This window comes from Nonomuraea sp. NPDC049624 (genome assembly GCF_040675255.1).
Classification (GTDB): Bacteria; Actinomycetota; Actinomycetes; order Streptosporangiales; family Streptosporangiaceae; genus Nonomuraea.
Genome location: NZ_JBFAOR010000002.1, coordinates 715754 through 740045, shown reverse-complemented (window position 1 = coordinate 740045; position 24292 = coordinate 715754). Strand labels below are relative to the sequence as shown.

Sequence of the window (24292 nt, the reverse complement as noted above, 5' to 3'; positions counted from 1 at the left end):
GGTGGCTTTGGGGGACGGTAGGGCTATCCATGGGAGGAATTTAGCGGCGCCCACCGACAGAATCGGCCCGCCCCCGATCCGCCCCCGGTCCGCCCCCGGTCCGCCCCCGGTCCGCCCCGGTCCGCCCCGGACCGGGAGGGCCGGCCAGGCGAGGGGCGACACGCCGATGTACCGGGGTTGGGGAAGTGGATGCCGAGAACAAAGAGTCCGGGAGGGGGCCGGGCATGGGAACGGCGGGCGCCCGGTCCGTCGGGGCCCGCCGTGTGCCGGGTGGGTCAGCGGTGGTCTTCGGCGCGCATGCCGACGCGCGGCGCGTCGATCACCACGTCCGTGAAGATGTCGAAGACGAGGGCGAGGATGCCGCCGACGACGAACATGCCGGCGCCGACCCAGACCAGCGTCCAGTTGTCGGCAGTCAGCCCGAAGCCGGCCACGATGGTGCCCACCACCATGACAGTCACGGCCAGCCACGAGGAGGCGCGCCCGCCGTGGCTGCCGAGATTCTCCGTGTGCTCGGACTTCTTCCCCTCAACCATGACTAATCCTTCCTTTGCCGGATATCCCGCTATTGGTGCGAACCGGCGCTCAACCGGCATACCCTCTGCCTTGGCCCCATTCTCCCAGACGTGTCCGGCGCCCTCGTCGTCACGGTGGCTGTGTCTGGTTGTGGAACCGCCTACGATGGCAACCGGGGAAGTTTGTCTCGGCCTCTCCTCCTGGCGGCGCCGCCGGGGTAGACCTGCGAGGAGCTTTACATAAAGTGGCAGCCATTCTCGACAAGATCCTACGTGCCGGCGAAGGCAAGACTCTGCGCAAGCTCAAGCGGATCGCCGATCAGGTCAACTCCATCGAGGACGACTTCACGAGCCTGTCCGACGCGGAGTTGCGCGCGCTGACCGACGAGTTCAAGCAGCGCTACGCCGACGGCGAGAGCCTCGACGATCTGCTTCCCGAGGCGTTCGCGACCGTGCGCGAGGCGGCCCGCCGCGTGCTCGGCCAGCGGCACTTCGACGTGCAGATCATGGGCGGGGCCAACCTGCACATGGGCAACATCTCCGAAATGAAGACGGGTGAGGGCAAGACCCTGACCTGTACGCTGCCGGCTTATCTCAACGCGCTGGCGGGCAACGGCGTCCACGTCATCACCGTCAACGACTACCTGGTCAAGGTCGGCGCCGAGAACATGGGCCGCGTCTACCGGTTCCTGGGCATGGAAGTCGGCATGATCCTCTCCGGCCAGGCGCCGGACGAGCGGCGCAAGCAGTACCAAGCGGACATCACGTACGGCACCAACAACGAGTTCGGCTTCGACTACCTCCGCGACAACATGGCGTGGTCGCTGGAGGAGTGCGTCCAGCGCGGCCACCACTACGCCATCGTCGACGAGGTCGACTCGATCCTCATCGACGAGGCCCGCACGCCGCTGATCATCTCCGGCCCCGGCGAGCAGTCGGGCAAGTGGTACAGCGAGTTCGCCAAGATCGTTCCCCGGCTGCGCAAGGGCGTCGAGGCGAAGAACCCGGGCGAGGAGAGCACCGGCGACTACATCGTCGACGAGAAGAAGCGCACGGTCGGCGTCCTGGAGGCCGGCGTCGAGAAGGTCGAGGACTGGCTCGGCATCGACAACCTCTACAAGCCCGAGCACACCCACCTGGTCGGCTTCCTGAACAACGCGCTCAAGGCGAAAGAGCTGTTCAAGAAGGACAAGGACTACATCGTCGCCGACGGCGAGGTGCTCATCGTCGACGAGTTCACCGGCCGCGTGCTGCACGGCCGGCGCTACAACGAGGGTATGCACCAGGCCATCGAGGCCAAAGAGGGCGTGAAGATCAAGGACGAGAACCAGACTCTCGCCACGGTCACCCTCCAGAACTACTTCCGCCTCTACACCAAGCTGTCCGGCATGACCGGTACGGCGGTCACCGAGGCCAACGAGTTCCACCAGACGTACAAGCTGGGCGTCGTCCCGATCCCGACCAACCGGCCGATGGTCCGCAAGGACCAGCCCGACGTGGTCTACAAGACCGAGGACGCCAAGTTCAACGCGGTGGTCGAGGACATCAAGGAGCGTCACGAGGCCGGGCAGCCGGTCCTCGTCGGCACCACCTCGGTGGAGAAGTCCGAGCGGCTGTCCAAGGCGCTCAAGCGCCGGGGCGTGGCGCACGAGGTGCTCAACGCCAAGAACCACGCGCGTGAGGCGGCGATCGTCGCCGAGGCGGGCCGCAAGGGCGCCGTCACCGTCGCCACGAACATGGCCGGTCGAGGCACCGACATCATGCTCGGCGGCAACTCCGAGTTCCGCGCCGACCTCGAGCTGCGCCAGCGCGGCCTCGACCCGGTCGAGACGCCGGAGGAGTACGAGAAGGCCTACCCCGAGGCGCTGGAGAAGGCCAGGGCGGCCGTCAAGGCCGAGCACGACGAGGTCACCAAGCTCGGCGGCCTCTACGTGCTGGGCACCGAGCGCCACGAGTCGCGCCGCATCGACAACCAGCTCCGCGGCCGTTCCGGCCGTCAGGGCGACCCCGGCGAGTCGCGTTTCTACCTCTCGCTCGGCGACGACCTCATGCGCCTGTTCAACGCGGCCAGGGTCGAGATGATCATGAACCGGCTGAGCATCCCCGACGACCAGCCGATCGAGTCGGGCATCGTCTCCAAGGCCATCGCCTCCGCCCAGCACCAGGTCGAGCAGCAGAACTTCGAGATCCGCAAGGAAGTTCTGAAGTACGACGAGGTCATGAACCGGCAGCGCAAGGTGATCTACTCCGAGCGCCGCCGCGTGCTGGAGGGCGCCGACCTGCACGAGCAGGTGCGCGGCTTCATCGGCGACGTGATCGACGGCTACGTCGCGGGCGCCACCTCCGAGGGCTTCGCCGAGGAGTGGGACCTCGACCGGCTGTGGAAGGCGTTCGGCGACCTCTACCCCGTCACGGTCACGATCGACAACCTCGTCGAGGAGGCCGGCGGCCGCGAGGAGCTGACCGCCGAGTTCATCTCCGAGAAGATCAAGGCCGACGCCCTGGAGGCGTACGCCAGGCGCGAGGAGCAGCTCGGGGCGGAGGCCACGCGCAACTTCGAGCGCCAGGTCATCCTGTCGGTGCTCGACCGCAAGTGGCGCGAGCACCTCTACGAGATGGACTACCTGCGCGAGGGCATCGGCATGCGAGCCTACGCGCAGAAGGACCCGCAGATCGAGTACCAGCGCGAGGGCTTCGAGATGTTCTCCGCGATGCTGGAGGGCATCAAGGAGGACTCCGTCGGCTTCCTGTTCAACCTCGAGGTCGAGGTGCAGGAGAACCCGATCGTCGAGGAGGAGGACGCCGCGGTCACCGAGACGCGGTCGATCATCTCCACCGCCCTGCGCGCGCCGCAGCGCCCGGCCGAGCTCGAATACTCCGCCCCCGGCGAGCAGGGCGACGTCGAGCACACGCGGGTGCGCACCACGTCGGCCGAGCGGGCCGCGTACGGGAACGTCGAGCGCAACGCGCCCTGCCCCTGCGGGTCGGGCAAGAAGTACAAGCGCTGCCACGGCGACCCGAAGAACGCCGTCTGACACGCTGAGGCGAGCCTGAGCGGGCCCCCGTCCCCCTGCGCGAGCAGGGGGACGGGGGCTTCGTCGTTCGCGGGGGCGGCTAGGGAGCCGGCGTCGCGGGGGGTTCGTGGCCGGGGGTGGGGATGTTCAGACGGCGGATCAGGAACGCGAAGATCAGATAATAGAGAACGAAATACAGCAGCCCGAAGCCGATGATCAGGCCGAGCCGATGGGTGTTCGATTTGCTGGCGTTCAGCAGCATGTCTATGGCCCCGCCGGAGAAGGTGAAGCCGAGCCGCGCGCCCCATTCCGCCATGAGGGCCATCGACAGCCCGGTCAGCAGGGCGTGCACCACGAAAAGCACCGGCGCGACGAAAATGAAGGCGAATTCCAGCGGCTCGGTTATGCCGGTGATGAATGCCGTCAGCCCCGCCGACAACATGATGCCGCCCACGGACTTGCGGCGTTCCGGCGGGGCCGCCCGCCACATGGCGATGGCGGCCCCGAGCAGCCCGAACATCATGACGGGGAAGAAGCCGGTCATGAAGATGCCGGCGCCCTGCTCGCCGGCGAAGTAGCAGTTCAGGTCGCCGGCGGCGTCCCGGGTGGCGCCGTGCACGCCGGCGTGGCACTCGGGCAGGGTGAACCAGACGATGGTGTTGAGGAAGTGGTGCAGGCCGACGGGGATCAGCAGCCGGTTGGCCACGCCGTAGATGCCGGTGCCCGTGGTGCCGTGGGCCGAGAGCCAGTCGCCGACGCCGGACAGCCAGTCGCCCACCGGCCGCCAGGCCAGCCCGAACACGACGCCGAGCAGCAGGGCGGCGACGGCGGTGATGATCGGGACCGAGCGGCGGCCGCCGAAGAAGGCCAGCCACGGGGGCGGTTTCAGCCGGTAGAAGCGCTGCCAGAGCAGCGCCGCGGTGATGCCGATGACGATGCCGCCGAGCACGCCGGTGGGGTTCTGGGCCCCCAGATTGAGCATCGGCCCCTGCGGGGTGGTGACGACGACCTTGTCGTAGACCGCGCCGTGGCCCGCGTCGTAGAAGAGCGTGCGGCTGACGCGGTCGAACACCAGGTAGCCGACCAGGGCGGCGAGCGCGGTGGAGCCGTCCGACTTGCGCGCGAAGCCGATCGCGACGCCGATCGCGAACAGGACGGGCAGGTTGTCGAACAGGGCGCCGCCGGCCGCGGCCAGGACGTTGGCGACGGGCAGCATCCACGGCAGGAGGCCGCCGAGGCCGTCCTTGCCGAGCAGGTCGTCCTGGCCGAAGCGGAAGAGCAGGCCGGCGGCGGGCAGCACGGCGATGGGCATCATGAGCGAGCGGCCGATGCGCTGCAACACCGCGAACGTGGCCGACCAGGGCGACGCGCCCATGGTCCTCACCCCCGCTCGGTGGTCCGTCAGCGGGGGAATGCCAGGTTCCTACCACGGCGGGCGTGGCGGAAAACGGGCGCTAGGTCTCGCCGGAGTCGAGGTCGGGCTCGGGTTCCCGGCCCGGCGTCATGATGTCGAACCTGCGGATGAGGAAGGTGAACACGACGTAGTACACGACGCCGTAGATCAGGCCGAGCAGCAGGATGCCGGGCACGTTCTGGGTGTTGGACTTGCTGACGTTCAGCAGCATGTCCAGCAGGCCCGCGGAGAAGCCGAAGCCGAGCTGCCCGCCGATGAGCGTGGTGAGCGCCATCGCCAGGCCGGTCAGGACGGCGTGCGCGACCAGCAGCGCGGGCGCGACGAAGATGAACGCGAACTCGATCGGCTCGGTGATGCCGGTGACGAACGAGGCCAGCCCGGCCGAGAGCATGATGCCGCCCACCGTGGCCCGGCGGTGCGGGGGCGCGGCCCGCCACATGGCCAGGGCGGCGGCCGGCAGGGCGAACATCATGACGGGGAAGAAGCCGGCCATGAACTGGCCGGAGTGCGGGGCGCCGCCGAAGTAGCAGTTCCAGTCGCCGCCCAGCACGTGACCGCCCACCTCGCACTGCGGCACGACGTACCAGACGACCGAGTTCACGAAGTGGTGCAGGCCGAGCGGGATGAGCAGGCGGTTGATCAGGCCGTAGATGCCGGTGCCGATCGGGCCGATGGCGGCCAGGGCCTCGCCGGCGTGCCGGATCCACTCGCCGAGGACCGGCCAGAGCCAGCCGAACAGCACGCCGAGGAGCAGCGCGACGATGGAGGTGATGATCGGCACGAACCGGCGTCCGCCGAAGAAGGCCAGCCACGGCGGCAGCTTGATGCGGTGGAAGCGCTGCCACAGCAGCGCGGTGACCAGGCCCATCACGATGCCGCCGAGCACCTTGGTGGGGTTCTGCATGCCGTAGTTGATGACCTCTTTGATGCCCTGGTCCTGGACCTGGCGGATGGCCACGGTGTCGCGGATGTCGGAGCCGAAGAACATCACCTTGGTCACCCGGTCGAACACCAGGTAGCCGACGACGGCCGCCAGCGCCGTGGTGCCGTCGGCCTTGCGGGCGAAGCCGATGGCCACGCCCACCGCGAACAGCAGCGGCAGGTTCTGGAACAGCGCGTCCCCGGCCGCGGCCAGCACCTCGGCGACCTGGCTCATCCACGCGAACCCGGGCACGTCGGCCAGGCCGCCGGGGGCGGGGCCGTTGGAGCCCAGCATGTCGGGCTGTCCGAACCGGAAGAGCAGCGCGGCCGCGGGCAGGGCCGCGATGGGCAGCATGAGCGAGCGGCCCAGCCGCTGGAGCACATTCATCACGCGTGCGAACGGCGAAGGCCGGGCGGCGGCGGTGGTCTCGTTCACCGGGCGTTCCTCCGGGGGGTGGGAGTCAGGTGTCCGCCGGGCAGGCCGTCCGGGCCCGGCGGAGTGGCCCTAGCCCCGTCTAACGGGCATTTCGAGGATGGTCCGCAGCTGGTAGCGGTCAGCGCGGTAGGTGGACACGCCGAGCTCCGCGCAGACGCCGCCGGAGAAGGACCTGCGCTGGAGCAGCAGCACGGCGCCGCCGCGCGGCAGCTTCAGCAGGTCGGCGTCGCTCGGGTCGGCGATGCCGCCGTCGATGGTGAGCTCGCCGGCGTCCATGACCAGCCCGTAGCGGCTCTCCAGCAGCTCGTACAGTGATTTGTCCGACAGGTCGTCGTCGGCCAGGTCGGGGGCGAGCTTGACCGGGATGTGTGCCCGTTCGATGGACAGCGGCTCGCCGTCGGCCGTACGCAGGCGTTCGATGAAGTGCACTTCCTCACCCGGCTGGATCCCCAACTCCTTGGCCAGGTGAGCGCTGGCCCGCACGATGCGGCGGTCGAGGTCGCGCGAGCCCGGGATCATCCCGCGCGCCCTCATGTCGTCGGTGAACGACGTGAGCTGCAACGCCAGCTCGATCTTGGGCCTGGCCACGAACGTGCCCTTGCCCGGCACGCGGTGCAGGCGGCCCTCGGAGACCAGGTGGTCGACGGCCTGCCGTACGGTCATCCTGGACAGGCCGAACCGCTGGCAGAGCTCGCGCTCGGACGGGATGGCCGCGCCGATGCTGAGCTCGTCGCTGTCAATGAGGTCCAGCAGGATCTCGCGAAGCTGGAAGTACTTGGGCACCGGGCTATCCGGATCGATGTGCGCCACGGATCCTCCCCTCGATCGGCAGAAATCTGGATCTGGTGGTGCGGCAGTCTATGGGCAGATTTCGTGTTTGGTGGCCATGGGCTATGGTTCGTACTGGTCTAGTCCGGACTAGACCACATGTCGCGAAAGACGGTCAAGTCCGACACCGTATTGAATCGAGGGATGAGCTCAGGATGACCACCAAGATGCGCAGTGAGATCGCCGAGCAGCCGGAGGCGCTGCGGGCCACGCTCGACGCCCTGCTCCCCAGGGTGGGCGAGGTGAAGGCGGTGGGCGAGCAGACTCGCCAGCTGCTGTTCATCGCGCGTGGAACCTCCGACAACGCCGCAGTCTACGGCCGCTACCTGGTCGAGTCCCACGCGGGCCGGATGGGCGCGCTGGCGGCGCCGTCCATCGCGACGACCTACCGGCGCAAGCTCGACCTCGACGGCGTGCTGGCCGTCGCGATCTCCCAGTCGGGCCGTACGGAGGAGATCGTCGAGACCCTGGCCTGGGCCAAGGACTGCGGCGCGAAGACGGTCGGCATCACCAACGGCGGCGAGGACAGCCCGCTCGCCCAGGCGGCCGACGTCGCGCTGTGCACGCTGGCCGGCGAGGAGAAGGCCGTCCCGGCGACCAAGACCTACACCACGCAGCTCGCCGCGCTGGCCGTGCTCGCGCTGGGCCTGGGCGCCGACGTGGACGCCGAGGACCTGCGGCGGGTGCCCGACGCGGTCGAGAAGCTGATCGCCGAGCCGGGCGACCTGGACGCGGTCGTCGAGGGGCTGCTGGACAAGCCGGGCGTGGTCGTGTCCGGACGCGGGCTGGCCTTCTCCACGGCCCTGGAGACCGCGCTCAAGCTCAAGGAGGCCTGCTACCTGCACGCCATGGGCCTGTCCTACGCCGACCTGCTGCACGGCCCGATCGCCGTGGTCGACGCCGACACCCCGGCGCTGCTGGTGGCCGCCGAGAACAGCCCCACGCTGTCCGGCACGGTGGCCCTGGCCGAGCGGGTCGTGGCGGCGGGCGCGGCGGCGTACACGATCGGCGGCGGCGACGCGCTCGCGCAGGCCGGCACGGCCGCGCTGAACGGCCCCGACCTGCCCGAATGGGTGGCGCCGATGGGCCTGATCATCCCCGGTCAGCTCCTCACCGAAGCGCTGGCCCGGCGCCTCGGCATCGACCCCGACTCGCCGCGCGGGCTCAACAAGGTCACGCAGACGGACTGAGCGGGGCGCCTCGTTTAGCCTGGTCACGGAGTTGGAACGAGGGAGGACCGGATGGCGGCGGATGTGAATGCGATCATCGCCGGTCTCGGCGGTGCCGACAACATCATCGAGATCGAGCCCTGCATCACCCGGTTGCGCACCGAGGTGCACGACGCGTCCAAGGTCGACCAGGCCGCCCTGCGGGCGGCGGGGGCGCATGGCGTGATGGCCGCGGGGAACGTGGTCCAGGTCGTCGTGGGGCCCGAGGCGGACACGATCGCCAGCGACATCGAGGACATCATCGGCTAAGGGCGAGACCATGACGACTGTTCTCGCCCCGGTCGAGGGGGCGGCTGTGGGGTTGGCCGCCGTGCCCGATCCGGTCTTCTCCGCGGGCATGGTGGGACCGGGAACGGCGATCGACCCGCTGCGGGGGCCCGGCAAGGCCGTAGCCCCCATAGCGGGAAAAATTATGAAACTGCATCCGCATGCCTACGTCATCGTGGGGGACGACGGCAGGGGCGTGCTGGTGCACCTGGGCATCGACACGGTCCAGCTCAAGGGGAAGGGGTTCCAGCTGCTGGCGGCCGAGGGCGACAGGGTCAGCGCGGGGCAGCCCGTGGTGGCGTGGGACCCGTCCGTCGTCGAGGCCGGCGGACGGTCCCCGGTCTGCCCCGTCGTGGCGCTGGACGCCCTCCCGGAGTCGGTGGCCGGCATCGTCCAGGGGGCGGTGCACGTGGGGGACGAGCTGTTCACATGGACGTAGAGACCGTCGGCGCGGTCCCCGAGACCGGCGTACGGCGCCTCGTCGGCACGGTCGTACCGGCAGAAGACGTCACAATGGGCGTGCCCCCAGCCACGCCGGCGCCCGGCCCGACCGCGAGCGGCCGGCCGCCATTCACGCAAGGGTCCAGCTGGTCTGGACCGGGTACAGAAGGAGAGGCTCATGGGTGAGCGCAAGGTCACGGTCGCGGCGGAGGTGGGTCTGCACGCCCGTCCCGCGGCGACGTTCGTGAAACGGGCCCAGCTGGCCCCGATGGACATCAGCGTCGCCAAGGCCAGCGGCGGCGGGGCCCCGGTCAACGGCAAGAGCATCCTCGCCATCATGGCGCTCGACGTCCGGCAGGGCGAGACCGTCGTGATCACGGCGGAGGGCGACGGCTCCGAGGAGATCCTGGACGAACTGGCCACGATCGCCGGAGCGCCATGAACCTGCGGGGGGTTGGGGTCAGCCCGGGAATCGGGCACGGCCCCGCGTACGTTCTGACCGCCTCTGTGCCCGAACCCCCCGAGGGCAGCACCTACACCGGTGAGGCGGAGCAGGAGAAGGAGCGGGCCTCGGCCGCGCTCTCACAGGTCGCGGGCGAGCTTGAGGCCCGCGGCAACCAGGCGGGCGGCGAGGCCGAGGAGATCCTCAAGGCCCAGGCGCTGATGGCCGAGGACCCCGGTCTGGTGGTGAAGGTCAGGACCCTCATCGACCGGGGCCTCGCCGCTCCCCGGGCGGTCTTCGAGGCGTTCACGAAGTACCGGGACGTGCTCAGCGGGGCCGGCGGTTACCTGGGCGAGCGGGCCGCCGACCTCGACGACATCAGGGACCGGGTGATCGCCCAGCTGACCGGGCACCCGATGCCGGGGCTGCCGGTCGCCCCCGAGGTGCCGTACGTGCTGGTCGCGACCGACCTGGCGCCCGCCGACACGGCCCTGCTGTCCAGGCGGGACGTGGCCGGGTTCGTCACCGAGCAGGGCGGCCCCACGAGCCACACCGCGATCATGGCCCGCGCGATGGGCGTGCCCGCCGTGGTCGCCTGCCCGGGGGCGACCGGCATCCCCGCCGGCGTCCCCGTCCTGGTGGACGGCACGACGGGCGAGGTGAGCCTGGAGCCGTCCGACGACCACGTGGCCGGGGCGCGGGACGCGGCGGCGCAGCAGCAGGCGGCGATCGGCGCGGCCAGGGGGCCGGGCCGGACCGCCGACGGGCACGCGGTGCCGCTGCTGGCCAACGTCGCCGGCCCCGACGAGCTGGCGGCGGCGCTGGCCGCCGGGGCGGAGGGCGTCGGGCTCTACCGGACCGAGTTCCTCTTCCTCGACCGGGCCGAGGCCCCCGCCGCCGAGGAGCAGCAGCGGGTCTACCGGGCGGCGCTGGAGGCCGCGCCGGGCGCCACCGTGGTCGTGCGCACGCTCGACGCGGGCGCCGACAAGCCGCTGCGGTTCCTGCCCGCCCCCGCCGAGCCGAACCCGGCGCTGGGGGAGCGCGGGCTGCGCCTGTTCAGGCGCTTCCCCGAGGTGATGGACGCGCAGTTGCGCGCGCTGGCGGCGGCGGCCGAGGACGCGCCGGCCGAGCTGCTGGTGATGGCGCCCATGGTGGCCACGGCCGAGGAGGCCAGGTGGTTCGCCGACGCCTGCCGGGCGCGCGGGTTGTCCAAGGTGGGCGTCATGATCGAGATCCCGTCGGCGGCGCTGCGGGCCGGGCAGCTCGCCGGGGTGGTGGACTTCGTCTCGATCGGCACCAACGACCTGGCCCAGTACGCCTTCGCCGCCGACCGCCAGCTCGGCACGGTGAGCGGGCTCCAGGACCCGTGGCAGCCGGCGCTGCTCGACCTGATCGCCATGTCCTGCGGCCACGGCAAGCCGGTGGGCATCTGCGGTGAGGCGGCCGCCGACCCGGCTCTGGCGTGCGTGCTGGTCGGGCTGGGCGCGACCACGCTGTCGATGGGGGCGGCGGCGCTGGGGGCCGTACGGGCGGCGCTGGCCGCGCACACGCTGGAGCAGTGCGGGATGGCGGCGCGCAACGCGCGGGCCCAGGTCACGGCGGCGAACGCGCGCGCGGTGGCGCGCACCCACCTGCCGGGGCTCGCGGCGCTGGGGCTGTGAACGGGCCGTTTTCGGGTCGCCGGACTCGTCCGGGCCGCGGCATGGATACCTTGGAAGGCATGTTCAGACGGATCGGCCCGGCAGGGCTCCTGGTGTTGGCGCTGACCGCGTGCGGCGGCGGCGGTGGCGCCCCGGCGAGCGCGGCCCCGGCGGGCGACGGGGCCACCCCCGCCACCCCCGCCACCCCCACCGCCGGCACGACCCCACAGAGCCCGCCCCAGGCCGAGGCCGACCCGGTGCTGCGCGCCCTGCGGCGGATGACGCTGGAGGAGAAGGTCGGCCAGCTGTTCATGCCCGTCCTGTACGGCACGGCCGCCGACACCGTCTCCGGCGAGAACCAGGCCCGCTACGGCGCCCAGACCCCGGCCAAGGTGATCGCCCGCTACCACCTGGGCGGCGTGATCCTCTTCCCGGCGAACGTCAAGTCCACCGCCCAGGTCGTCCAGCTCACCAACGGCCTGCAGGAGGCGTCGAAGAAGGTGCCGCTGCTGGTCGGCACCGACCAGGAGAACGGCCTGGTCTCCCGCATGTCCGCGCTGATGACCGACTTCCCGGGCGCGGCCGAGATCGGCGCCACCAAGGACCCGGCGATGTCCAGGGCCGTGGCCAGGGCGACCGGCGAGGAGCTGCGGGCGCTCGGGGTCAACCTCGACTTCGCGCCCGTCGCCGACGTCAACGTCAACCCGCGGAACCCGGTCATCGGCCGGCGGGCCTACGGCGACGACCCGCTCGCGGTGGCGAAGATGGTCGCGGCGGCGGTCAAGGGCTTCGGCGACGCCAAGGTGGCGGCCACGGCCAAACACTTCCCGGGCCACGGGGACACCTCCGTCGACAGCCACACCGGCCTGCCGGTGATCAAGCACACCATGGCCCAGTGGGAGAGGATCGACGCGCCGCCGTTCAGGGCCGCCGTCGCCGCCGGGGTCGACGCCGTGATGAGCGCCCACATCGTCTTCCCCAAGCTCGACCCGTCGGGCGACCCGGCGACGTTGTCCAAGCCCATCCTGACCGGCCTGCTGCGGCAGAAGCTCGGCTTCAAGGGCGTGATCTCCACCGACGCGCTCAACATGGAGGGCGTGCGCAAGAAGTACGGCGACGGCGAGGTGGCGGTGCGCGCCGTGCTGGCCGGGGCCGACCTGCTGCTCATGCCGTACGACCTGGGCAAGGCGTACCAGGCGGTGCTGGCGGCGGTGAAGTCCGGGCGCATCTCCGAGGACCGCCTCGACCAGTCGGTGGTCCGGCTGCTCAGGCTCAAGCAGAAGAGGGGCCTGCTGGCGGCGGCGCCCGTCGCGTCGGCGCAGCAGGCGGCCGGCGTGCTGCGCTCCCCCGAGCACCGCAGGCTGGCCGCCAAGGTGCGGGCCGCGGGGTAGGCGCGAAGGCCGATTCGCGTGGTTCTATCCTAGAACCGGATTCGAGCGAGGAGGCGGTCGTGGTCGCAGGGGTGCTCATCGACTGGGGTGGCGTGCTCACGACCAGCCTGACCGACTCCATCGCCCGGTGGCTCGCGGCCGACCGGATCGACGCCGACCACTACCGCTCGGTGATGCGCGAGCTGGTCGACCACGCCTACCGGGGCGGCGAGGGGCAGAACGTCGTGCACGCGCTCGAACGCGGCGAGCTCGACGGCCCGGCCTTCGAGCGCGACCTGGCCGCGCGGCTGCTCACCGTGGACGGCGTGCCGCCGGTGGCCGAGGGGCTGCTGGAGCGCATGTTCGCGGGCTTCGAACGGGTTGACGCCATGTACGACATGCTTCGCGACGTACGGAAAAATGGTGTTAAGACGTGTTTGTTGTCTAACTCCTGGTCGAACACCTACCCCCGCCATGAATGGGACGGCCTCTTCGACGCGGTCGTGATCTCCGGCGAGGTCGGCATGCGCAAGCCCGAGGAACGCATCTTCCGCCACGCCCTCGACCAGGTCGGACTGCCCGGCGAGCAGTGCGTGTTCATCGACGACATCGAGGCCAACATCCTGGCCGCCCGCGCGCTCGGCATCACCGGCATCCACCACCGCGACGCCGACACGACCCTCGCAGAGCTGGAGACCGTACTCCGGCTCACGCTGCGACGGGCATGATGGTGCCCTTGCGATTTCGGAAAGGTTCGTGATGCGCGTCTATCTGCCGTGCACCCTCCCCGCCCTCGCCCGCGCGGTCGAGGCGGGGGAGCTGGGTCCGGCCCCCCTGACCGGTTACGCGGTGACCCCCGCGCTGACCGAGTGGTACGCCTCGGGCGACACTGAGGAACTGGAGTACGTCGCGCTGACCGAGGCGGCCCGCGCCTCGCTGCGCATGCTGGCCGCCGACCGCGCCGACGGCGTGGCCGCCGCGCCCCGGCGGGTGGTGGTCGCCGCCGAGGTGCCCGACGGCTCGGTCTCGGCCGGCGTCGACCTGGAGGAGCGGGCCCGCGTGCGGCTGGCGGCGGCCGTCCCGATGGCGAAGGTGGCCGCGGTGCACGTCGACGACCACGACGCCGTCGGCGACATCGAGGCCGCCGTCGAGGCGCTGCCCGCCGCCGACGACGGCGACGACGACGCCCGCTTCACGGTCGACGGCGCCGAGGCCCACGAGCTCATGTGGTACGCCACCCAGGAGATCCCGGACCTGCTGGGTTCATAGGATCGTGACCCCTGTCGAATAAGCTTGCCGGGACATGACAAAACACATCATCTGGGATTGGAACGGGACGCTCTTCCACGACGTCGAGGCCGTCGTCGGCGCCACCAACGCCCTGTTCAAGCCGTACGCGCTGCCTGAGCTGACCGCCGACGGGTTCCGCGCGGTCTACACCCGTCCCATCTGGGTCGCCTACGAGCGGCTGCTCGGCAGGCCGCTGGCCGAGGGGGAGTGGGAGCTGCTGGACGACGGGTTCCACGAGCACTACTTCAGGCTCAGCGCCGCCTGCGGGCTGGCCCCCGACGCCGAGGTGGTGCTCGGCGGCTGGGCCGGCACCCAGTCGCTGTGCTCGATGGCCCCGCACGCCCATCTCGTGCCGATCGTCGAGTCCTTCGGCATCACCCGGCACTTCACCCGGATCGACGGACTGGTCGGCACCACGGGCGGCGAGAAGGCCGTGCACATGACCGCGCACATCCAGGCCCTCGACCTCGACCCCGGCGAGATCCTGGTGATCGGCGACAGCGTCGACGACGGGCTCGCCGCGCGGCACGTCGGCGCGCGGGCGGTGCTCTACACCGGCGGCATGACCACGCGGGCCGAGCTGGAGGGCACCGGCCTGCCCGTGGTGGACACGCTCGCCCAGGCGCTCCAGTACGCCTGAGGGGGATATGCCGGATCCGCCGGGAGGCAGCTCCCGGCCGGGCCGGGGCCGTACCCTTGCCGGGAACCCCTCAGGAGGTCGCCATCAACCGCCTTGTGCTCTGGAACGTCGATCTCACCCTGGTCGACGTCGCCATCGTGACCCGGGACGCCTACGCCGAGGCGTTCCGCGCCGTGACCGGCCGGCCGCTGGTCAAGCTCGTGCCGCCGCTCGGCCGTCCCGACTCCGAGATCGTCTTCGAGACGCTGGCCGTCAACGGCATCCCGGCGCAGGACGACCACCTGCCCAGGTTCCTGGCCGCCCTCGCCCTCGCCTTCGCCGACCGGCGCGGCCGGCTGGCCAAGGAGGGCCGGATGATGTCGGGGGCCAAGGACGCGCTGAAGTCTGTGGCCCGGCTCGACGGGGTCGTGCAGTCGGTGCTGACCGGCACGATCAAGGGCAACGCCGTGCACAAGCTCAAGGCGTTCGGGCTGGACAGGTACGTCGACTTCGAGCTCGGCGGCTACGGCGAGGAGGTCTACCCCAAGGCGACGCTGCTCCAGGTCGCGCAGGGCAGGGCCAAGCAGCGGCTGGGCACGCCGTTCACGGCGGCCAACACCGTGGTGATCGGCGACTCCACGCGCGACGTGCAGGCCGCCAGGATCGGCGGGGCCGCCATGATCGGGATCGCCTCGGGGCGGTCGACGGCCGCCGAACTGCGCGAGGCGGGCGCCGACCTGGTGCTGCCCGACCTGTCGGACGCCTCGGAGGTGGTGGCCGCGGTGGCCGGCCTGACCTCCCCGCTGGACCGCAAGGCCGGCTGACCGCCCCTCCCGTCCGACCTCAGGGGTTTCGCGGCAGGGCGGCGAGGAAGCGGGCGGCGACGGGGGCCGCCACGGCCGAGCCGGCGCCGCCGCCCTCCACGATCACCGCGAACGCCACGTCCCCCTTGTAGCCGATGAACCACGAGTGCGCGGGCGGCTCCTTGCCCGAGCCGTACTCGGCCGTCCCGGTCTTGCCCGCGGTGCCCGCCGGGAAGTGCGCGCCCTTGGCGGTGCCGTCCGTGACGACGGCGGGCATGAGCTTGCGCAGGGCCGACACCACGCCGCGCTCCAGCGGGCGCGGACGGTCGTCGGAGGCCATCTCCTTGGACACGATCCGCGGCGGGATCCAGGCGCCCGAGGCGATGGCGGCGGCGACGGAGGCCATGTTGAGCGGGCTGGCCAGCACCCGGCCCTGGCCGATGGAGGCCGAGGCGAGGTCGGTGTCGTCCTTGGGGTCGGGGAACTCGGCCCGCACGGCGGGCACGCCCGGCTTGATCGGGATGCCGAAGCCGAAGCTCCTGGCCACCTCGGCCAGCCTGCCGCCGTTCAGCTCGGCCACGCTCATCTCGCCGAACGTCGTGTTGCACGAGTGCGCGAAGGCGTCCTGGAAGGAGAGCGTGCCGTAGTCCTTGAAGCCGGCGTTGTGGAAGGGGAAGCCGCCGATGTTCTTCTCGGCCGGGCAGGTGACCGTCCTGCCGGGCTCGACCCCGTCCGCGACCAGCGCCGAGGCCGTCACGACCTTGAACGTCGAGCCGGGCGGATACTTGCCGAGCAGCGCCCGGTTGAAGCCGCCGGGCTTGTTGACCACGGCCAGGATCTCGCCGGTCGAGGCGCGCAGCGCCACCAGCGAGGCCGGCTTGGTGACGCCCTCCAGCGCCGCCGCCCCCGCCGCGTGCACCTTCAGGTCGATCGTGGTGCTGAACGGCTCGGTGCCGCCCGGCTCGGCCAGCGTCTCGACCAGCTCGTCGCCCTGGTAGAGGCCGATGATCGAGTCGCCGCCCAGCTCGAAGCGGTCGGGGTAGGTCTGCATGATGCCCTCGACAAGCTGCTGCACCGAGCCGGGGGCGTCCGCGCCGCCGATCTCGGTGCCGTCGGCGGCCAGGACGCTGACGGGGTCGCGCTTCCGGGCGACCAGGCGCAGCGAGAGGCCCTTCTTGAGCTTGGGGTGGATGGCCGCCGGGGTCCAGGCGACCTTCCACGCGCCGTCCCGCTCGACCAGCTTGAGCCGGCTGCCGTACGTCCAGTCCCGGGGGCCGGTCAGCCTGACGGTGAAGCTCAGGTAGCCGTCGTCGTCCGGGCCGTTGTCGGCGAAGGGGCCGGTCGAGCGGGAGCGGGTGAAGGTGGCCTGCTCGACCTTGAGGTCGGTGCGGAAACGCCGGTGCCAGGACTCGAAGTCGGTGGGCGGGTCGGCGACGAGCTCGCGCATCTTCGCATAATCCTGGACGGACCAGGCCGAGAGGTATTCGTCGGTCGTCTGCTCGGGTGAGCCCTTCGTGCGCAACACCCAGACCGTGGCCCCCGCGGCCACGATCAGCACGACCAGGACGGTCAGGACCAGCGGCCACCTGCGCCGTTGTCCGCGACGTGGCCCCTCCGGCCGGGCGCGCCCGTACAGTGTCCCCGTTTGTGATGCCATGGCCCGAGGACACCAGAGGCGGTGGGTTTCGTCCAATATTGATATGACGGCCATGTAGATATAAGTCTGGATATAGTGGCTGGTCATGGACTTGGTCCGGCATCTCCGCTACTTCGTCGTCGTGGCGGAGGAACTGCACTTCGGGAACGCCGCGATCCGCCTCGGCATGGCGCAGCCGCCGCTCAGCCAGCGCATCAAACGTCTGGAGGAGGAGCTCGGCGTGCAGCTCTTCGACCGCTCCGCCCGGCAGGTACGCCTGACCGAGGCCGGACGGCTGCTGCTCGGCGAGTCCCGCGAGATCGTCTCCAGGGTCGAGCGGCTGCGCGAGCTGGCCCGCCGCGGCGACGGCGGCGTGCTCAAGATCGGGGTGCCGCCCGACCTGGCCGCCTCCGTGATCGCCGCCCTGGTCGCGGGCTTCCGCGCGGTCAATCCGGACGTACGGCTCGTCCCCGTCGAGACCTGGACGGCCGATCAGGTGTCCGGCCTGGCCGGCGGCACGATCGACGTCGGGCTCGTCCGCCATCCGGTCGCCGCCCCCGGCCTGGACTTCGGCCAGGTGCTCGTCCAGCCCCTGGGCGTGCTGCTGGCCGGGGACGACCCGCTGGCCGCGGCCGGCGAGGTGCACCTGACCGACCTGGCCGGGCGCGAGCTGCTGATGCCGCCCAAGGAGGGCGAGCCGGGCTGGCACGCCGAGACGCTGGCCGAGTGCCGCCGGCACGGGTACGTGCCCGGCCAGGTGCACCAGGGCGCCGGGCTCGGCCTGGTGCTCGCCGGCCAGGCGGTGGCGTTCGGGCCCAGGGCGGACGTCCCCGGGCTGGCCTGGCGGCCGCTGCTAGGCTCGCCGATCGCGTGCCGGGTCTCCACGGCCTGGCGCGCGGCGACGGCCCAGCGGAATGACTGGGTCGCCGAGTTCTCGGACGTCGCCGTACGCACGTTGAAGGAGAGCGCCGGGATGACCGACGAGGGCGCCGCGCCCGCGCGGCGGATCAGCCGGAGGCCGGGGATGCTGGCATGAGCGAGCCCGACTACGCTGCGCTGTTCCGGATGGCCGGGGTGACGGGCTGGCTGCACGCCTGCGACATCGACTCCGGGCGGGAGTCCGGCCACGGCGCCGACGAGCCGATGCCCCTGGCGTCGGTGTACAAGCTGCCGCTGCTGGTCGAGTTCTGCCGCCAGGCCGACGCCGGGCGGCTGGACGCGACGGCCCCGACGACGGTGACGTCCGGCCGGCGGGTCCCGGGGCCCACGGGCCTGTCGGCCATGCTCGACGACGTGACCATGTCGCTGCGCGACCTGGCGTACCTGATGATGGCGGTGAGCGACAACACCTCCGCCGACGTGCTGCTCGACCGGGTGGGCATGGACGCGGTCAACGCCATGCTGGACGCCTTCGGCCTCGACGGCACCCGGATGCTGCAGAGCGGCCGCGACCTGTACGAGACCATGGAGCTGGACACCGGCCACGGGTGGCCGTACCTGGATCCCGACGACATCTCCCGCATGCGGGCGCTCGACCCGGCGCACACCAACCGCAGCACGCCGCGCGAGATGACCCGCCTGCTGTCCATGATCTGGCGGGACGAGGCCGCCTCGCCGCAGTCGTGCTCCTGGATGCGCGGCGTGCTCAACATGCAGGTGTGGCCGCACCGGCTGGCCTCGGGCTTCCCGTACGACGACGTCGAGGTCGGCGGCAAGACCGGCTCGCTGCCGACGCTGCGCACCGAGGTCGGCGTGGTCGAGTACCCCGACGGCGGCCGGTACGCGGTGGCGGTGTTCACCCGTTCGTTCAGCACGGCGGTCATCCAGCCGCGCGCCGACGCGGTGATCGGCACCGCCGCCCGTATGGCGGTGGACCACCTACGGAGGTAGCAAGTTATGGGGGAGGTCAGGTATGACTTTCCACCTGACGGGCGACAGGATGGGGCACATGGTTGCTGAAGGTGCGCTTCTCTGGGAACCGACCGGCGAGGTCGTGTCCGCCGCCAAGCTGACCCGCTACCTGGAGTGGCTGGGGCGGTCCGGCGCGAGCTACGAGGAGGTGTGGCAGTGGTCCGTCGACCGTCCTGAGGAGTTCTGGACGTCGATCTGGGACTACTTCGACGTCGTCGGGGAGCGCGGCGAGGGGCCGGTGTTGTCGGGGGAGATGCCGGGCGCGACCTGGTTCGCGGGCGCCGAGGTCAACTACGCCGAGAACGCGTTGCGGCGCACCGAGGGCACCGCCCTGGTCTTCGTCTCCGAGGACGGCGCCCGCCAGGAGCTGACCCACGCCGAGCTGCGCGACGAGGTGGCCCGCGTCCGCGCCGGCCTGGCCAGGCTGGGCGTCACCAGGGGCGACCGCGTGGCCGGCTACCTGCCGAACATCCCGCAGGCCCTGATCGCCTTCCTCGCCACGGCCTCGCTCGGCGCCGTCTGGTCGGCCGGCTCGCCGGACTTCGGGGTGCCGAGCATCGTCGACCGGTTCAGGCAGATCGAGCCCAAGGTGCTCATCGCGGTCGACGGCTACCACTACAACGGCAAGACCTACGACCGTTCCGAGGCCGTGAACGAGATCGCCGCCGAGCTGCCCACGCTGCGCGCCACGGTCTGGATCCCCTACCTGGCGGCGGCCGGCGAGGGCCAGGCCCCCCAGGAGGCCGAGCCGGCCGCCGCGCCCGCCCGTTCGGTGCCGCACGGCGAGGTCATCGGCTGGGAGGGGCTGCGGGCCGAGGCGGGGCCGCTGGAGTTCGAACGGGTGCCGTTCGGCCATCCGCTGTGGATCCTCTACTCCAGCGGCACGACCGGGCTGCCCAAGCCGATCGTGCACGGGCACGGCGGCGTGCTGCTGGAACACCTCAAGTCGCTCGCCTTCCACCAGGACCTGGGCGAGGGCGACGTGTTCTTCTGGTACACCACCACGGGCTGGATGATGTGGAACTACCTCGTCGGCGCCCTGCTGGTGGGGGCCACGCCGGTGCTCTACGACGGCTCGGCCACGCATCCCTCGCCCGCCGCGCTCTGGCGGATCGCCGCCTCGGAGAAGGTGACGTACTTCGGGGTGGGGGCGCCGTACATCATGGCCTCGCTGAAGGCCGGGCTGCGTCCGGACGGGCTGGAGCGGCTGCGCGGCATCGGCTCGACCGGCTCGCCGCTGCCGCCCGAGGGCTTCGCCTGGGTCGCCGCCGAGCTGCCCGGCACGCCGATCGGGTCGTTCTCCGGCGGCACCGACGTGTGCACCGGGTTCGTCGGGGCCACGATGCTCCACCCGATCAGGGCGGGGATCATCCCGTGCCGGTCGCTGGGGGCCAAGGTGGAGTCGTACGACCCCAAGGGCGAGCCGGTGGTCGGCGAGGTGGGCGAGCTGGTGCTGACCCGGCCGATGCCCTCGATGCCGGTGATGTTCTGGAACGACCCCGACGGGCGGCGCTACTTCGACAGCTACTTCGACGTCTACCCGGGCGTGTGGCGGCACGGCGACTGGATCAAGATCAACGAGGACGGCAGCTGCGTCATCTACGGCCGCTCCGACTCGACGCTCAACCGCGGCGGCGTGCGCATGGGCACCAGCGAGTTCTACCGGGTCGTGGAGCGGTTCGACGAGATCGCCGACAGCCTCGTGGTCGACACCGGGCAGCTCGGCCAGGAGGGCAGCCTGCTGCTCTACGTCACCCTCGCCGAGGGCGCCGAGTTCGGCGAGCGGCTCGAACGCGCGCTGTGCGCGGCCCTGCGCCAGGAGTTGTCGCCCCGGCACGTGCCGAACGAGATCCGTGTCGTGCCCGGCATCCCCCGGACGTTGTCCGGCAAGAAGCTGGAGGTGCCGGTACGCAAGATCCTGCTCGGCACGCCCGTCGAGGAGGCGGCCAACCCCGACGCCATGGCCAACCCGGAGGTGCTGCGGCACTTCAGGCCGTGACGGCGGGGGCTCAGGGCGCAAGCCCGAACAGGGGCAGGCAGGCGTCGAGGTTGCGGATCTCGACGTCGGGGGACGGCGACCAGTCCGCGCGGGCCATGCGGAAGCGCCGGGTGACGACCGGCTCGCCCTGGCGCGCGTGGACGGTGACGCCGTCCTCGCGGTAGCCGAGCTTCCTGGTCACCGCCAGCGAGGCGTGGTTGTCCTCGAACGCCTCCGTCACGGCGTGCCGCGCGCCGAGGCCGGCGAAGGCGAGGTGCAGGACGGCCCTGCGCATCTCCGTGCCGATGCCGCGGCCCTGGAACCGCCGGCCCAGCCAGGAGCCCGTCTTGACCTCGCGGGTGACGGGGAAGCTGGTCGCCATGACGCCCTGGGTGCCGACGACCTGGCCCTCGTGCACCACGACCAGCTCCAGCGACCAGTCGTCGGCGGTGAACCCGGCCCAGTTGCGGAAGTGGTACTGCACCGTACGGCGGGCCCGCTCGGCCGGGGGCGCCTCGGTCCACGGGAACATGAACGGCATGAAACCGGCCTCGTGGACGCCCTCGGCCGCCCGGTCGGCCAGGTCGTCGAGGTCGTCGAGGGTGGGGTGCCGCAGTTCCAGTCGCGGCGTGGTGATGGAGAGCTCAAAGAGCGGCCAGTGACGCATATTCCGGCATGCTTCCAGGCGTATCCCCGTCCGCGCGACTCGTTTTTTGCCGGCCCCCGAGGATTCCTGGAAAGGTTTTGCGGAACGGTGTGCGTTCCGGGCGTCGTCTTGGTTAAGGTTGGGGCTGTTCGGAGGGGTGAACAGAGGCCGGGCGGGTGAACGCGCAGCTCGCTCCCCGGCCTCTGGAGAAAAGGCGGATGCGTCCATGGCGCATCCGCCTTTTCTTCGTTCCGCCGATTTCGCGGGTGTCTCGCCTCGGTCCACGCTTGCTAAAGCTTTGACCGTGCCGTCGCATAAAAGCGATATGCCTGCTTTTAGCGGGATTTGCCAGTGTCGTGAATTGTCGGCGATCTGGGTAGGCGTTGACCTATGATCACAAAGGTTCGGAGAGCGGTTGTTTTCGCCGCTCTCGGGTGTGGTGGGCTTCCCTTCCTGGCCGGTACGCCCGCGATGGCGGACACGCCGGACAAGGCGGACAGGGCGCACACGGCGGACGCGACGGACACGGTTGACGTAGAAGACAGGGCGTACCGGCCAGACCGGGCGGACCGGACGGACACGGCGGGCCGGACGGACAGGGTGGACCGGACGGACAGGGTGGACCGGGCGGAGGCGGACCGCGCGGACAAGACCGACAAGACCGACAAGGTGGACCGGGCGGACAAGGCGGTGCCCGGCGGGGTGGTCGTGCTGCGGCCGGGCGACCGCGGCGAGACCGTCAGGCGCCTCCAGGAGCGGCTGCACCGGAACGGCTACTACTTCGGCCGGCTCAACGGCGTCTACGACGAGCAGACCAAGTTCGGCGTGTGGGCCTTCCAGAAGCACCGGCACCTGCGTCCCCAGGGCGCGGTCGGGCCCGAGGTGTGGCGGGCCTTCGACCGTCCGGTGCGGATGAAGCCGCTGGTCCCGCGCGGCGAGGCGGACCGGGTCGAGATCAACCTGCGCTACCAGCTGCTCGTCGTCTACCGCCACCGCCGCCCGGCGCTCATCTCGCACGTCTCGACGGGCGCGCGGGTGAACTACTGCGAGAACGGCCACTGCGGCAACGCGATCACCCCGACCGGCGACTTCCACGTCACCAGCCGGGCGCCGGGCTGGACCGAGGGCCCGCTCGGCACGATGTACGACTCGCTCTACTTCGTCGGGGGCATCGCCATGCACGGCTCGTCGAAGGTGCCGCTGCGGCCCGCCTCGCACGGCTGCGTCCGCCTGCCGCTGCCCACCTCGAAGCGGCTGTTCGACATGGTGAAGATCGGCGAGCCGGTCTATGTGCGGGAGAAGTAGGTCAGACGCCCTGCGGCAGGCGGAACAGCCGGTCGGGGTCGTAGGTGGACTTCACCTCGGCCAGGCGGGCGGCGTTGGGGCCGTAGTAGGCGCCGCGCCAGCCGGTCAGGTCGGGGTCGACGTAGTTCACGTAGGCGTGCTCGCCGAAGTGCGGGGTCAGCTCGCCGTGCAGGCGGCGCAGCCACGTCCGGTCCGTGCCCTTCGCGTAGTACTGCACGCTGTAGAGCGCGGCCCGGTGCGGGAACGCCGTGGCCGCCGGCTTGACCCGGCCCACCGCGCCGCCGAGCGCGTCCAGCAGCACGGCGTGCCGTCCGCCGCGCGCCACCCCGTCCACCAGGCGGCGCACGCCGTCGGCGGGGAGCTCGGCGTAGGCCAGGTGCGACTTGGCGGCGAACGCCTCCCGCCGCGGCCGGCGGCACTGCGCCACGGACCGTGACGAGCATCCCGCCATGATCATCATGGCCTCCCGGTACGACGTCGTCCGCACCGACCTCGACGACGGCGCGCCGACCCGGGCGACCAGCGGGGCGAGCAGGCGGTCCAGTGACGCCTTCGGTCCCTCGTACGTGCCGACGAGGAGCACGTCCAGGTCGCGCTCCTCGCGCGCCAGGTGCAGCGAGGACCACAGCTCGTCCGGCGCGGACGGCGCCCACGACTGCCAGGCGCGCACCGCGGCCGCGGCCCTGGACCACGGCCAGTGCAGGAAGAACACGGTCAGGTCGCGCGCGGCGTGGGTGCGGAAGGTGAAGGAGACCGCGACGCCGACGTTGCCGCCGCCACCGCCGCGGCAGGCCCAGTAGAGGCCGGAGTGGTGGGTGGCGTCCGCCGTCAGCAGGCGGCCGTCGGCCGTGACCACGCGTACGGACTCCAGGGTGTCGCAGGTCAGGCCGTACTTCCTGGACACCACCCCGATGCCGCCGCCCAGGGCCAGCCCGGCGATCCCGACCGTCGGGCACGAGCCCGCCGGGATGCTCACGCCGTGCCGGGCCAGCCGGTCGTAGACGTCGACCAGCTTGGCGCCGGCCCCGATCGTGGCCCGCCCGGCGGCGTAGGAGACCGTGTTCATCCGGGACACGTCGATGACCAGGCCGGTCCCGGTGGACCAGCCCGCGTAGGAGTGGCCGCCGGAGCGGGGGGTGACCGCGACGCCGCTCGCGCGCGCGAAGGCCAGGCACGCCGAGACGTCCGCCGGGCTCGCGCAGTAGGCCACCCCGCCCGGCCTGATCCGGTCGTAGGCCGGGTTGACCAGGCGGCGGGCGTCGTCGTACCCGGAGTCGCCGGGCAGCACCAGCGTGCCGGCGAGCCGCCCGCGCAGCCGCGCCCAGTCCGGCGGCGGCGCCGACCGCCCGGCGCCGAGCGCGCCGACCAGCTCCGCCCCGCGTGCCCCCCGGCCGTGAGGACCCGGGCCGTAGGGTCCCGTGCCGGACGGCCGGGCGCCGGTGGCCGGTGCGGCGGGTGTCCTCGCGTCGGCGGCCAGCGCCAGCGGCGCGAGCGCGGTGAGATGGAGAAAGTCGCGGCGGTCCATGGGCGTCCCCCGTCGGTCGTGTCGAACCGATCGATGAGACGCCTGGCCCTCCGGACAAGTTG

At 71.5% G+C, this 24292-nt stretch carries 22 protein-coding genes; 15 read left to right on the top strand and 7 right to left on the bottom strand.

The window, feature by feature from the left end:
* Positions 1 to 275 precede the first annotated feature (275 nt).
* Entirely contained in the window at positions 276 to 536 is a 261-nt protein-coding gene (locus AB0J76_RS09655) for an HGxxPAAW family protein (protein WP_352326267.1), read from the bottom strand.
* Positions 537 to 760: 224 nt separating this feature from the next.
* Between AB0J76_RS09655 and secA the strand changes: the two genes are divergently transcribed.
* Positions 761 to 3550, top strand: coding sequence for a preprotein translocase subunit SecA (gene secA, locus AB0J76_RS09650; RefSeq protein WP_352326266.1), 2790 nt, complete (start codon positions 761 to 763; stop codon positions 3548 to 3550).
* Between the two features lie 79 nt (positions 3551 to 3629).
* Here secA and AB0J76_RS09645 read toward each other — a convergent pair whose 3' ends face one another.
* From AB0J76_RS09645 to AB0J76_RS09635, 3 genes are all read right to left on the bottom strand, one after another.
* Complete coding sequence (locus AB0J76_RS09645) at positions 3630 to 4904, bottom strand: PTS transporter subunit EIIC (RefSeq protein ID WP_352321667.1); 1275 nt, start codon at positions 4902 to 4904, stop codon at positions 3630 to 3632.
* Positions 4905 to 4983: 79 nt separating this feature from the next.
* On the bottom strand, positions 4984 to 6300 hold the full coding sequence (locus AB0J76_RS09640; RefSeq protein WP_352321669.1) for a PTS transporter subunit EIIC: 1317 nt from the start codon (positions 6298 to 6300) through the stop codon (positions 4984 to 4986).
* Between the two features lie 69 nt (positions 6301 to 6369).
* Positions 6370 to 7110, bottom strand: a complete 741-nt coding sequence (locus AB0J76_RS09635) for a GntR family transcriptional regulator (protein ID WP_352321671.1) — start codon at positions 7108 to 7110, stop codon at positions 6370 to 6372.
* A 173-nt stretch (positions 7111 to 7283) separates the two neighbouring features.
* Here AB0J76_RS09635 and AB0J76_RS09630 point away from each other — a divergent pair, with 173 nt between their 5' ends.
* The 10 genes from AB0J76_RS09630 to AB0J76_RS09585 all read left to right on the top strand — a co-directional run bounded on the left by AB0J76_RS09630 (position 7284) and on the right by AB0J76_RS09585 (position 15250).
* Complete coding sequence (locus AB0J76_RS09630; RefSeq protein ID WP_352321673.1) at positions 7284 to 8318, top strand: SIS domain-containing protein; 1035 nt, start codon at positions 7284 to 7286, stop codon at positions 8316 to 8318.
* 51 nt (positions 8319 to 8369) lie between these two features.
* Positions 8370 to 8606 (top strand): PTS glucose/sucrose transporter subunit IIB, encoded by a 237-nt coding sequence (locus AB0J76_RS09625; RefSeq protein ID WP_125632338.1) that lies wholly within the window; start codon positions 8370 to 8372, stop codon positions 8604 to 8606.
* Between the two features lie 10 nt (positions 8607 to 8616).
* Positions 8617 to 9063: a PTS glucose transporter subunit IIA gene (locus AB0J76_RS09620; protein ID WP_352321675.1), complete on the top strand. Its 447-nt coding sequence runs from the start codon at positions 8617 to 8619 to the stop codon at positions 9061 to 9063.
* Positions 9064 to 9243: 180 nt separating this feature from the next.
* Complete coding sequence (locus AB0J76_RS09615) at positions 9244 to 9507, top strand: HPr family phosphocarrier protein (protein ID WP_352321677.1); 264 nt, start codon at positions 9244 to 9246, stop codon at positions 9505 to 9507.
* On the top strand, positions 9504 to 11168 hold the full coding sequence (gene ptsP / locus AB0J76_RS09610; RefSeq protein ID WP_352321679.1) for a phosphoenolpyruvate--protein phosphotransferase: 1665 nt from the start codon (positions 9504 to 9506) through the stop codon (positions 11166 to 11168). Before AB0J76_RS09615 ends, ptsP begins: the two co-directional genes overlap by 4 nt.
* 59 nt (positions 11169 to 11227) lie before the next feature.
* Positions 11228 to 12538 (top strand): glycoside hydrolase family 3 protein, encoded by a 1311-nt coding sequence (locus tag AB0J76_RS09605; protein WP_352321681.1) that lies wholly within the window; start codon positions 11228 to 11230, stop codon positions 12536 to 12538.
* A gap of 59 nt (positions 12539 to 12597) precedes the next feature.
* Entirely contained in the window at positions 12598 to 13245 is a 648-nt protein-coding gene (locus tag AB0J76_RS09600; protein ID WP_352321683.1) for an HAD family phosphatase, read from the top strand.
* A gap of 31 nt (positions 13246 to 13276) precedes the next feature.
* The gene (locus tag AB0J76_RS09595; protein WP_352321684.1) at positions 13277 to 13786 is read left to right on the top strand and encodes a hypothetical protein; all 510 of its coding nucleotides are present in this window, start codon (positions 13277 to 13279) and stop codon (positions 13784 to 13786) included.
* 34 nt (positions 13787 to 13820) lie between these two features.
* On the top strand, positions 13821 to 14447 hold the full coding sequence (locus AB0J76_RS09590; protein WP_352321686.1) for an HAD hydrolase-like protein: 627 nt from the start codon (positions 13821 to 13823) through the stop codon (positions 14445 to 14447).
* A gap of 95 nt (positions 14448 to 14542) precedes the next feature.
* Positions 14543 to 15250: a haloacid dehalogenase-like hydrolase gene (locus AB0J76_RS09585; protein WP_352321688.1), complete on the top strand. Its 708-nt coding sequence runs from the start codon at positions 14543 to 14545 to the stop codon at positions 15248 to 15250.
* A 19-nt stretch (positions 15251 to 15269) separates the two neighbouring features.
* Here the strand turns inward: AB0J76_RS09585 and AB0J76_RS09580 are convergent, their stop codons facing one another.
* Positions 15270 to 16886: a penicillin-binding transpeptidase domain-containing protein gene (locus AB0J76_RS09580; RefSeq protein WP_352321690.1), complete on the bottom strand. Its 1617-nt coding sequence runs from the start codon at positions 16884 to 16886 to the stop codon at positions 15270 to 15272.
* 85 nt (positions 16887 to 16971) lie between these two features.
* Here AB0J76_RS09580 and AB0J76_RS09575 point away from each other — a divergent pair, with 85 nt between their 5' ends.
* From AB0J76_RS09575 to AB0J76_RS09565, 3 genes are read left to right on the top strand one after another with little or no spacing between them, the layout of a single operon-like run.
* On the top strand, positions 16972 to 17901 hold the full coding sequence (locus AB0J76_RS09575; RefSeq protein WP_352321692.1) for a LysR substrate-binding domain-containing protein: 930 nt from the start codon (positions 16972 to 16974) through the stop codon (positions 17899 to 17901).
* Positions 17898 to 18755, top strand: a complete 858-nt coding sequence (locus tag AB0J76_RS09570; protein ID WP_352321693.1) for a serine hydrolase — start codon at positions 17898 to 17900, stop codon at positions 18753 to 18755. The genes AB0J76_RS09575 and AB0J76_RS09570 overlap by 4 nt, the downstream gene beginning before the upstream one ends.
* 58 nt (positions 18756 to 18813) lie before the next feature.
* Positions 18814 to 20775 carry an acetoacetate--CoA ligase gene (locus tag AB0J76_RS09565; protein ID WP_352321695.1) on the top strand — a complete coding sequence of 654 codons (1962 nt, stop codon included), beginning with the start codon at positions 18814 to 18816 and terminating at the stop codon, positions 20773 to 20775.
* Positions 20776 to 20785: 10 nt separating this feature from the next.
* On the opposite strand, the gene AB0J76_RS09560 is transcribed toward AB0J76_RS09565, so the two are convergent.
* Positions 20786 to 21421 carry a GNAT family protein gene (locus AB0J76_RS09560; RefSeq protein ID WP_352321697.1) on the bottom strand — a complete coding sequence of 212 codons (636 nt, stop codon included), beginning with the start codon at positions 21419 to 21421 and terminating at the stop codon, positions 20786 to 20788.
* A gap of 579 nt (positions 21422 to 22000) precedes the next feature.
* Between AB0J76_RS09560 and AB0J76_RS09555 the strand changes: the two genes are divergently transcribed.
* Positions 22001 to 22705 carry a L,D-transpeptidase family protein gene (locus tag AB0J76_RS09555; protein ID WP_352321698.1) on the top strand — a complete coding sequence of 235 codons (705 nt, stop codon included), beginning with the start codon at positions 22001 to 22003 and terminating at the stop codon, positions 22703 to 22705.
* 1 nt (position 22706) lies between these two features.
* Here AB0J76_RS09555 and AB0J76_RS09550 read toward each other — a convergent pair whose 3' ends face one another.
* A complete protein-coding gene (locus tag AB0J76_RS09550) occupies positions 22707 to 24230 on the bottom strand; it encodes an FAD-binding oxidoreductase (RefSeq protein WP_352321700.1) in 1524 nt (507 codons plus the stop codon).
* Positions 24231 to 24292 lie beyond the last annotated feature (62 nt).

Excerpts from the sequence above, each read along its gene's own strand:
- AB0J76_RS09655 (WP_352326267.1), bottom strand. The coding sequence starts at position 536 with ATGGTTGAGGGGAAGAAGTCCGAGCACACGGAGAATCTCGGCAGCCAC.
- AB0J76_RS09645 (WP_352321667.1), bottom strand. The coding sequence starts at position 4,904 with ATGGGCGCGTCGCCCTGGTCGGCCACGTTCGCGGTGTTGCAGCGCATC.
- AB0J76_RS09630 (WP_352321673.1), top strand. The coding sequence starts at position 7,284 with ATGACCACCAAGATGCGCAGTGAGATCGCCGAGCAGCCGGAGGCGCTG.
- AB0J76_RS09625 (WP_125632338.1), top strand. The coding sequence starts at position 8,370 with ATGGCGGCGGATGTGAATGCGATCATCGCCGGTCTCGGCGGTGCCGAC.
- AB0J76_RS09620 (WP_352321675.1), top strand. The coding sequence starts at position 8,617 with ATGACGACTGTTCTCGCCCCGGTCGAGGGGGCGGCTGTGGGGTTGGCC.
- AB0J76_RS09615 (WP_352321677.1), top strand. The coding sequence starts at position 9,244 with ATGGGTGAGCGCAAGGTCACGGTCGCGGCGGAGGTGGGTCTGCACGCC.
- ptsP (WP_352321679.1), top strand. The coding sequence starts at position 9,504 with ATGAACCTGCGGGGGGTTGGGGTCAGCCCGGGAATCGGGCACGGCCCC.
- AB0J76_RS09605 (WP_352321681.1), top strand. The coding sequence starts at position 11,228 with ATGTTCAGACGGATCGGCCCGGCAGGGCTCCTGGTGTTGGCGCTGACC.
- AB0J76_RS09595 (WP_352321684.1), top strand. The coding sequence starts at position 13,277 with ATGCGCGTCTATCTGCCGTGCACCCTCCCCGCCCTCGCCCGCGCGGTC.
- AB0J76_RS09590 (WP_352321686.1), top strand. The coding sequence starts at position 13,821 with ATGACAAAACACATCATCTGGGATTGGAACGGGACGCTCTTCCACGAC.
- AB0J76_RS09580 (WP_352321690.1), bottom strand. The coding sequence starts at position 16,886 with ATGGCATCACAAACGGGGACACTGTACGGGCGCGCCCGGCCGGAGGGG.
- AB0J76_RS09575 (WP_352321692.1), top strand. The coding sequence starts at position 16,972 with ATGGACTTGGTCCGGCATCTCCGCTACTTCGTCGTCGTGGCGGAGGAA.
- AB0J76_RS09570 (WP_352321693.1), top strand. The coding sequence starts at position 17,898 with ATGAGCGAGCCCGACTACGCTGCGCTGTTCCGGATGGCCGGGGTGACG.
- AB0J76_RS09565 (WP_352321695.1), top strand. The coding sequence starts at position 18,814 with ATGGTTGCTGAAGGTGCGCTTCTCTGGGAACCGACCGGCGAGGTCGTG.
- AB0J76_RS09560 (WP_352321697.1), bottom strand. The coding sequence starts at position 21,421 with ATGCGTCACTGGCCGCTCTTTGAGCTCTCCATCACCACGCCGCGACTG.
- AB0J76_RS09550 (WP_352321700.1), bottom strand. The coding sequence starts at position 24,230 with ATGGACCGCCGCGACTTTCTCCATCTCACCGCGCTCGCGCCGCTGGCG.